At 75.1% G+C, this 9,240-nt stretch carries 5 protein-coding genes; 4 read left to right on the top strand and 1 reads right to left on the bottom strand.

Annotated elements, in window-relative coordinates; all coding sequences use genetic code 11:
- On the bottom strand, window positions 1-248 hold a 248-nt coding region (locus HMPREF3099_RS04245; protein ID WP_371327508.1), incomplete at its 3' end, for a DEAD/DEAH box helicase.
- A 541-nt stretch (window positions 249-789) separates the two neighbouring features.
- On the opposite strand from HMPREF3099_RS04245, the gene HMPREF3099_RS04235 reads away from it, so the two are divergent.
- From HMPREF3099_RS04235 to HMPREF3099_RS04220, 4 genes are all read left to right on the top strand, one after another.
- Window positions 790-3,432 carry a BTAD domain-containing putative transcriptional regulator gene (locus tag HMPREF3099_RS04235; protein WP_070704390.1) on the top strand — a complete coding sequence of 881 codons (2,643 nt, stop codon included), beginning with the start codon at window positions 790-792 and terminating at the stop codon, window positions 3,430-3,432.
- 157 nt (window positions 3,433-3,589) lie between these two features.
- Entirely contained in the window at window positions 3,590-4,402 is an 813-nt protein-coding gene (locus tag HMPREF3099_RS04230) for a hypothetical protein (protein ID WP_070704388.1), read from the top strand.
- A 55-nt stretch (window positions 4,403-4,457) separates the two neighbouring features.
- Entirely contained in the window at window positions 4,458-7,115 is a 2,658-nt protein-coding gene (locus tag HMPREF3099_RS04225; RefSeq protein ID WP_070704385.1) for a hypothetical protein, read from the top strand.
- Between the two features lie 214 nt (window positions 7,116-7,329).
- Window positions 7,330-9,240, top strand: a 1,911-nt coding sequence (locus HMPREF3099_RS04220; protein WP_070704382.1) for an AfsR/SARP family transcriptional regulator, incomplete at its 3' end; no start/stop codon positions are given.

Genomic DNA, 9,240 nt, shown 5'->3' with positions numbered 1-9,240 from the left:
TCGGCGGCCAGGCGCGCCACCAGCGGCAGCCCGAACGCCAGCGTCTTGCCCGACCCGGTGCGGCCGCGGCCGAGCACGTCACGGCCGGCCAGGGAGTCCGGCAGGGTGGCGGCCTGGATGGGGCTGGGGGTGGTGATGCCGGCCTCGGCCAGCACGGCCACGAGGGAGGCGGGTAGCCCGAGGGCGTCGAACGAGGTGGGCGCGGCCACAGGGCGGGTCGCGGAGGAGGACACGGAGGAGTGGGGCACGGGGCACCGTCGATTCTCGCTGGAAGGTCACGCAGGCCCCGGTCGAGGGGCAGGCGGCGTCTCGCGCAGCACGCGGCTCCGGGCGGGGCCGGCACGGGGCCGGGCTCAGCGGGGCCCTCTCGCAGGGCCGGGGAACGACGCGGCAGGTGCGTCGGCCGGGGGCCGGACGTCATCGCCAAAGGGCCCGCGGCAAGACAGGGCGGGCCAGATGACGGACAGCCTACCCGGCCGCGCCGCGCCCCCCGGCCCCCCTGTCATATCGCTGTCGCACCCCGCTGATCCACCCACCGTCGCATGGCCCTGCCGCGGATTGTGGAGCAATCTCTGCCAGCATCCCTGATGCAGGCCCCGCCCGGCCCCCGACCGGCCGTGACGGACCCCACCCGCCCACCACCCGACGACCGACCGATGGAGGAACCCGGCATGCAGCTGTCCGTGCTCGGCCCCCTCGAGGTGGTGGGCGAGGACGACCGGGAGGTCTCGCTCGCCCTGCGGGAGGTGCGCATCCTCGAGCTGCTCGCGGCCGCGGCCCCCCCACCAGGTGCCCACCGAGGAGATCATCGCCGCCCTCTGGCCGCAGGACCCCCCGGGGACGGCCCGCAACCAGGTGCAGGGGTGCGTCGGCCGCATCCGGCGCGCGGCCGGCGGCGCAGGGGTCCCGATGGTGGACACCACCTCGCGCGGCTACCGCCTCTCCCCCTCGGTGGACCTGGACCTCCGCCGCTACCGCGAGCTGGCCCGGGCGGGGCGCGAAGCCGCTGCGGCCGGCCTCACCGAGCAGGCCATCACCCACCTGGCCGCCGCCATGGGCACCTGGCGCAGCCGCCCCTTCCCCGACTCGCTGGCCGGCACGCGCGCGTCGGGCCTCTCGGCGCAGCTGCGCGCCGAGCACCTCGACCTGTGCGAGCTGCGCTGGTCGCTCACCTCCCGCACCGAGCCGGAGCGCGCCGTCGCCGAGCTCGAGCGGATGGTGACGCTCAGCCCGCTGCGCGAGAGCGCCTGGGGCGAGCTGATGTGCGCCCTGGCCCGGTCGGGCAAGACCGCCGAGGCCCTGGGGGTCTTCGCCCGGCTGCGCACCACGCTGCGCGACGCACTGGGCACCGTGCCCTCGGAGACCCTGCAGACCCTCCACACCCGCATCCTGCGGGGCGAGGACGCAGGGTCGCTCTGGGCCGAGCCCGCCGGCACCTGCAGCAACCTGCCGCCCACGGCGGAGCTGTTCGTGGGCCGCGCCGCGCTGCAGGACGCGATGCGGGCCCACCTCGTGGCCGACGGGGAACGCCGGGTGGTGGCACTGCACGGCCCCCGGGGCATCGGCCGCACGTCGCTCGCGGTACGGGTGGCCGGCACGCTCGCGGACACCTTCCGCGACGGCGTGCTGTACGTCTCGGCGCGCGGCCAGGCCGAGGAGGCCCGCAGCGCCCGCTGGGTGCTCGCCGAGCTGCTCACCCAGACCGGTGCCGAGCGGGCGGAGCTCCCCGAGGACGAAGCAGCACTGCGCACCGCGCTGGGCCGGCGCCTGACCGGCCGCCGCGTGCTGCTCGTGCTGGACGACCTGCGCGATGCCGGGCAGGTGCGCCGGGTGCTGCCCGACGGGCCGGTGCACGCCGTGGTGACCAGCCTGCGCCCACTCCCGGAGCTGGACGACGCCCTCGTGCGCCGGGTGCCCCCGCTGACCCGCGAGGAGTCGCTGGACCTGCTGCGCGGGCTGCTGGGGGCCGAGCGGGTGGACGGCCAGGAGCGGCTGGCCCTCGCCGTGGCCCGGGCCTGCCGCCACAACCCGCTGGCGCTGCGGGTGGCCACCCAGCACATGCGCTCCCACACCGGCTGGGGACTGGAGGTGCTGCTGGACCGGGTGACCACGGTGGGCCAGCCCCTGCCGGAGCTGTCCGTGCGCGGGGTGGACCCGGCAGCGGACGTGGCGGCCGCGGCCGCGGACCTGCCCCCCGAGGCCGCCGACCTGCTGCCGCTGCTGCACCTGCTGGGCGAGGAGTCCTTCCCCGGGTGGGCGGTCGGCGCACTGGCGGGCCGGTGCGAGTGGTTCGACCTCCTGGACCAGCTGGTGGAGCGCGACCTGCTCCACGACCAGGGGGTGGACGGGCTGGGGCAGCCCCGCTTCGTGGTCCCGCCGCTCACCGCGGCGGTCTCCCGCGAGCGCGCCGAGGACGTGGACCCCGCCCTCCTGCGGGAGGCGGCAGGCCGTCTGGCGCGCACCTGGTGGTGGGCGGTGGACTCGGCGGTGGTGGCGGTGCCGCTCACCCTGCACCACCCGGGCGTGGCCCTGCCCGCGGTGGACGTGCCGGCCCCGGAGACCGAGCTGGACGCCGGGGCCCAGCGTGCGCTGCGCTCGGGCCGGGAGTGGTTGCACTGCGAGCACCGCAGCGCCATGGCCGCGGTGCACTGCGCCGCCGACCACGGCTGGCCCGAGCTGGCGGCACGCCTCACCACAGCCCTGGAGCCCTTCTTCGACTACCGTTGGATGCACGACGAGTGGGAGCAGGTGGTGGACCGCAGCCTGGAGGCGCTCGAGGAGGGCGACGGCCCCGGCCTCGAGATGGCGCAGGCCAGGATGCTCATCACCTCGGCGCAGCTGCACGCCTACCGGGGACGTTACGAGGCCACGCAGCAGCGGGCCCGTCAGGCACTGGACCTCTTCGAGAGGGCGGGGGTGGCGGACGGCTGCGCCCTGGCGCACCTGGCCCTGGCCGTGGCGCTGCGCGAGACGCACCACCCGCAGGAGGCGCTGGAGCACGTGCAGCAGGCCGCCGGCGCCAGCTCGCTGCACGTGCGGGCGGTGGCGCTCTCGGTGTGGGGCGGGCTGCTGCACCGGGCCGGCCAGCACGAGGAGGCCCTCACGCTGTACGACCGCTCCGTGGCCGATGCCACCGAGGTGGGCGACGACCACCGGCTGGCCCAGGCGCTGCGGGGGCGCAGCACGGTGCTGCACGCGCTGGGGCGCACCCCGGCCGCGCTGGCCGAGGCGGAGCGAAGCGCCGGGCTGTTCGACCGGCTGGGGGACGAGGGCTGCCTCGCCCACGCCCTGCGGGTGCTGGCCCGGCTGCGGGGTGAGACCGGGAACACCGCCGGGGCGGATGCCGCGCACCGCCGCGCCGATGCGCTGTACCTGGCCGTCGGCCGGCCCGGGACGCGGGGCCCGTTCGACGTGGCGGCCGGGTACCGCTGAGGCGCCTCTGGGCCCGCACGGACCCCTCGTCCTGTCCCTTCGCTGTCATTCACCTGTCACGCACCCGCAGCGCCCGGAAATCCCCGCCATTCCGCCATGAGCGGTGCCATGCGACTGTCATCATGCGCGGGACCATCCCCTCACCCCAGGAGTTCTCGTGCGCACTGCTGCCCGCCACCTGACCCTCGCCCTGGCGCTCACCACCCTCGCCGCCTGCTCGGGCGGCGACGAGCAGGCCGGTGACCTGCCGGATGCACCTCCCAAGGTGGAGACCGCCCCGGCCAAGAGCCCGTCCGAGACCACCCCGGAGGCCCCGGCCTCGGAGGACGACGGGGCCCCGGCGTCCAGCGCGCCCACCACCTCGGCCCAGGAGAGCCCCACCGACGAGCCAGCCGCCACGTCCCCGGGGTCGGTCACGGCCTCCCCCACGGACTCCGGACCCACCGGTGACCAGGGCGCCTCCCCCTCCTCGGCCCCGGCCAGCTCGGCCACCTCGTCCTCCCCGACGTCCTCGAGCGCGCCGAAGTCCCCCGCCCCGAGCAGCCCCACTGCGGAGGACCCGCTGGCCGGGTACGAGCGCGTCTCGTTCCTCATGGAGTCGGAGAACGTCGGTTGCGACATCACGGCCGAGGGCGTGAGCTGCGAGATCGACGTCACCGAGTACAGCGCGGCCCAGGAGCCGGACTGCGTCGGCGAGCTCTCCGTGTCCGGGAACGACCGCCCCACGTGGAACTGCGGCGGCCACGCCCTCGGGCACGGTCGCACCAACGACGGCGGTGAGTGGGTGGACGTCCTGCCCGTCGGCAAGACCAAGGTCATCAAGGGCGAGGTCTACAGCATCCTGCCGTGGGGCGACAGCCTCACCTTCAAGGGCACCACCTGCCACAGCAAGGACACGGGTGTCGAGTGCACCCGCGAGGCCTCCGGCCACGGCTTCCGCCTGGCCAAGAAGGACTACGACCTCTGGTGACGCCCCGGGCCACCACCCACGAGCCACGCACTTCCCCCATCCCGAGAGGACACGCATGACCACCTGCCAGCAGTGCGAGAGCGAACTCGCTCCCGCATCACGCTTCTGCGCCCAGTGCGGCGCAGCCCGCCCCGAGCCGGCCACCCCGCCGGCCCCGGAGCGGAACACCTCGCCCACGGCTGAGCCGACGGCGTCGCACACCGCCGGGTCGCCCCGCGAAGCCGGCCCCACCGTCGAGGGGGTGGCGGACACCCCCGCGCCGTCGGCCCCCACCACGGCTCCGCTCGCCGCCGCCCGCACCGGCACCGGGTCGCTCGACCTGGACGCTGACACCCTCAAGCCGGCCGCCCTGGGTGGCCTGGTCGCGTACGGCGCGGCCCTGGCCGCCTCCGTGGTGACCATGCTCGTGATGTTCATCGGGTCGGTCATCCAGGGCGACGACGGCCCCTCGGGCTCCAGCGACCTCAGCGGTGCCGACGTGAACCTCGGCGACATCCTGCTCTCGCTGCCCTTCCAGATGGTCAGCCTGGGGTCCTTCGGCACCCTGAGCCTTGCCAACGGCGAGGACTCCCTCGGCCACGTGTGGCTGCCGCTGTTCACCGTGGCCCCGGGCCTCGTCCTGGGGGCCGCCTTCTGGGCCCGTCGGACGCGCCGCGCCGGCCAGTCGATGGGACAGACCTGGACGCAGGCGGCCCTCGCCGGCCTGGTGGCCGGTGCGCTGACCTGGGCGCTGGCCGCCCTGTTCGGCCTGCGCACCGAGGACACCTGGCTCGGTGAGTTCACCCTGCACGCCGGGTCCTTCACCGCGTTCCTCGGGGCGTTCGTGCTCACCGGCGCCGGGTGGGTGCTGGGCTCGCTGGCCCACCGGAGCCACGAGGTACGTCCGCGCGGGGCGTGGGCCGGTGCCCTCAGCACGTACGGCGTCCACGTGGCCGTGGTGTCCGTGGGCCTGCTGCTCGGGCTGCTGGTCGCGGTCCTCAAGGACAACGGCCTGGGGTGGGCGCTCATCGCCTTCCCGGTGTGGCCCCAGGTACTGCTGTGGGGCTACCAGGTGGTGCACTTCGGCAGCGTCACGGCCGGCAACGAGACCGCCGGCCTCTGGTCCGAGGCCTCGGGCCTGGTGCGCACCCTGTGGATCCTCCTGCTGCTGGTGGCCCTCGTCGTGGCCGGCGTGCGGTGGTGGGTGGTCCGCGACCGTCGCCACACCACGCTCAACTCCCCGGCCGGGTGGCTGGCCCTGCCGGCCGTCTTCGCCGGTGGCGCGCTGCTGATGCTGCTGCTCACCCAGGTGAACGCGGGCATGTCCTTCATGGGCATGAGCGAGGCAGGGCGCATCGCGCCGACCACCACGATCCTGCTCACCGCTCCGTTGGCGGGTCTGGCGGTGGAGCTCGTGTCGCGCTTCGTGGCACCCCACCTGGTGCAGTACGTTCCCGCGTCCCTGATGGGGCGCTGGCAGGCCGCAGCCGCGGACTCCACCACCGTCGACGACCCCACCCCGGCCGCCACGCTTGCTGCACCCGCCCCCGGTGCACCCGCCGTGGCGGACGACGCCACCCAGGCCATCCCTACCCCCACCGCCGGAGACAGCGGCGCCACGGCGTGGCACGGCGAGACCGCACCGGGGTCCACGGACACCACGACGTCCACCGCACCGCTGGGTGCGGGCGCCGGGGCCGGCACCCCCATGGACCCGGCGACGAAGCGCCGCCTCACTCTCGGCGCGATGGTGCTCGGCGGTGTCGTGCTGGCCCTGCTGGTCCTGTCGCTGCTGAGCAAGGCGGTCAACTCCGCCTTCTTCGCCCCGGAGAAGCAGGTGGAGCAGTACATGGAGGCCGTCGTGGACGGGCGCGGCAGCGACGCCATGCGCCTGGCCGACCCCAACATCCCCACCGACCAGCGCCTGCTCATGGTCGACGAGGTGTACGCCGAGGTGGAGAACCGGCCCACCGGCTTCGAGATCGGTGAGGTCAAGAAGGAGGACGACCGCGCCGTGGTGCCGGTGAAGTACACGCAGAACGGCGTCACCGAGTCCGTGGACGTGGCGGTGGAGCGCGATGGCTCGTCCTTCATGTTCTTCGACAAGTGGAAGATCGCGGACGCCTCCCCCCTGACCGGTCACGTGGACGCCTACGTCCCCGAGGGCACGGAGAAGGTGGTCGTCAACGGCCGCGAGGTGCCCACGAACGCCCGCGCGGAGAGCGGCTTCGCCGTGCTGCCGGGCACCTACCGCTTCTCCCTGCCCAACAGCACCTACCAGCAGTCCTCCGGCGAGGCGGTCCGCACCTGGGGCCCGGCGGGCCAGGAGTCGTCCGCCGGCCAGGACGACGGGCAGCTCACCTACGAGCCCACCCCGGCCCTGGAGGAGGAGGCGCTCAAGCAGGCGAAGGCCCACCTCGAGGAGTGCGCCAAGAGCACCGACGCCGAGCCCCAGGGGTGCCCGTTCTCCACGTACACCAGCGAGGACGTGCGCAACGGGTCGTGGAAGATCGACCAGCAGCCGCAGATGCACCTCGAGGCCGGCGACGACTGGGGACAGGGCGGGCTGAGGCTCACCACCGACTCCTCGGGCCGGGCCACCTACTCCTACGAGGAGGACACGGCGATCTTCGACGAGCCCCCCACCTGGGAGAAGAAGACCGACGAGGTCGAGTTCGACCTGAACGGTGAGGTGCTCGTGCAGGGCGACGAGGTGAGCGTCACCTGGCAGTGAGCCGATGACGCTCGACCACCCGGGGTGGCCCGGACCGCACGCGGCCCGGGCCACCCCGTTCGTGTGCCGCGTCGTTCCGCGCCCGCGACCGACCGGGGAACCGGCGGGAGACACCGTGATGCACCTGACAGAAACGGTGGGTACCGTCCGCCCGCCGCGTGGGCGACGATGGGCGTCCACCCGGCGCGCTGCCGGCAGACACCACGGAGGGAACGTGCAGCTCTCGGTCCTCGGCCCCCTCGAGGCCTTCACCGCCGACGGCCGGCCGCTGGACCTCGCCCTGCGTGAGCGACGCATCCTCGAGCTGCTGGCCGCCGCCGCGCCCCGCAACGTCTCCGCCACCGAGATCGTCGAGGCGCTCTGGCCGGACGGTCCCCCGCGCACCGCGGCCAACCAGGTGCAGGGGTGCATCGGCCGCATCCGCCGGGCCGTGCCCGAGAGCGAGGGCAAGGTGGTGCTCACGGTGGCGCGCGGCTACCGCCTGGCCGACGAGGTGGGACTGGACCTGCACCGCTACCGCGAGGCCGTCCGCCTGGGCCGGGAGGCCCTGGCCGCCCAGCGCCCCGAGGAGGCCCACGCCCAGTTCTCCACGGCCATGGACCTGTGGCGCGACGACCCCTTCCCCGATGCCGTGCCCGGCAACCGGGCGAGCGCCCTGGCCGCCCGCCTGCGCAGCGCCCACCTGGACCTGTGCGAGGAGCACTGGCTGCTCACCGCCCGCACCGACCCCGCCCAGGCGGTGGCCGAGCTGCAGCAGGTGGTGGAGCTGCACCCCCTGCGGGAGAGCGCGTGGGCGGCCCTGATGCGCGCGCAGGTGACGGCGGGCAAGAGCTCCGAGGCCGTGGACACCTACGGCCGGGCGCGGACCTTCCTGCGCAGGACGCTGGGCGTGGAACCCTCCGAACCGCTGCGTGCGCTGCACACCGCGGTGCTGCGCGGCGAGGAGCAGCCCGCGCAACCGCCCACCCGCCCGGTGGCGGCCGGGCACCTGCCCCCGGCGCCGGTGGGCTTCGTGGGGCGGGAGGAGCTGCAGCAGCAGGTCTCGGCCGCCCTGCTGGGGCCGATGGTGCGGCGCGTGGTGGTCGTGCACGGCCCGGCCGGCATCGGCAAGACCGCACTGGCGCTGAAGGTGGCGCACGAGGTGGCCCCCCACTTCCCCGATGGGGTGCTGCACGTCCCGGTGCACGGCCCGGGGCAGACCCTCTCGACCGAGCAGGTCGTGGAGGAGCTGCTCTCCCAGCTGGGCGTGCCGACCCGGTCGGGGATGGCGGAGCACGAGCAGCGACGTCGCGCCCTGGCCGAGGAGCTCTCGACGCGACGTGTGCTGGTGGTGCTGGACGACCTGATCGACGCCGACCAGCTGCACCGGGTGCTGCCCGTGGGGCCGGTGACCGTGCTGGCCACCACGACCCACCCGGTGCCGCCGTCGCCCGGGGTGACCTGCCTGCCGGTCCCGCCGCTGGACCCTGAGGAGTCCGTGCAGCTGCTGCACGCGGCGCTGGGCTCGGAGCGCACGGAGGGCCACGAGGCGGCGGCCGCGGCGGTGGCCCGCGCCTGCGGCCACAGCCCGCTGGCCCTCAACCTCGTGGCCGGTCGGTTGCGCACCCGACCCTCGTGGAGCCTGGAGGTGCTGCTGGACCGGCTCCTGACACCCGGGCAGTCGCTGCCGGAGCTGGCCGAGCACGGCTTCGACCTGGGCGCCGGCGTGGAGAACGTGGTGCAGGGCCTGGGCGCGGCCGCCCGGGAGGCCTTCGCCCTGCTGCCGCTGGCCGGGGAGGACCCCTTCCCGGGCTGGGTGGTGGGTGCGCTCACCGGCCGGGACGACTGGTTCGACCAGGTGGACGCCCTCGTGGACGCCCACCTGCTGCTCGAGGAGGGCGTGGACGCCCTGGGACAGCCCCGCTACCGCGTCCCCACCCTTACCCGGGCCGTGGCGCAGGGCCACGCCGACGCCCTGGGGGCCGAGGCCGTGCGGGCCGCGGCAGGTCGCCTCGTGGCCACCTGGTGGACGCTGGTGGAGCAGACCCGGCGGGAGCTGCCGCCGGCCCTGTACGACCTCGACCTGGTGGCCCCGGAGATCACCCCGCCGGAGCCGGCCACCGCGCTCGACCGCGGCACGCAGCGG

Origin of the sequence: Kytococcus sp. HMSC28H12, from assembly GCF_001816045.1 — a bacterium.
In the GTDB taxonomy this organism is placed as follows: domain Bacteria; phylum Actinomycetota; class Actinomycetes; order Actinomycetales; family Dermatophilaceae; genus Kytococcus; species Kytococcus schroeteri.
The sequence above is the reverse complement of the archived record's forward strand: the minus strand, read 5'-3'. Positions and strand labels throughout refer to the sequence as shown.

What these genes read in the sequence shown, in the direction of transcription:
- HMPREF3099_RS04225 (WP_070704385.1), top strand. Translation starts at nt 4,458, where the DNA reads ATGACCACCTGCCAGCAGTGCGAGAGCGAACTCGCTCCCGCATCACGC.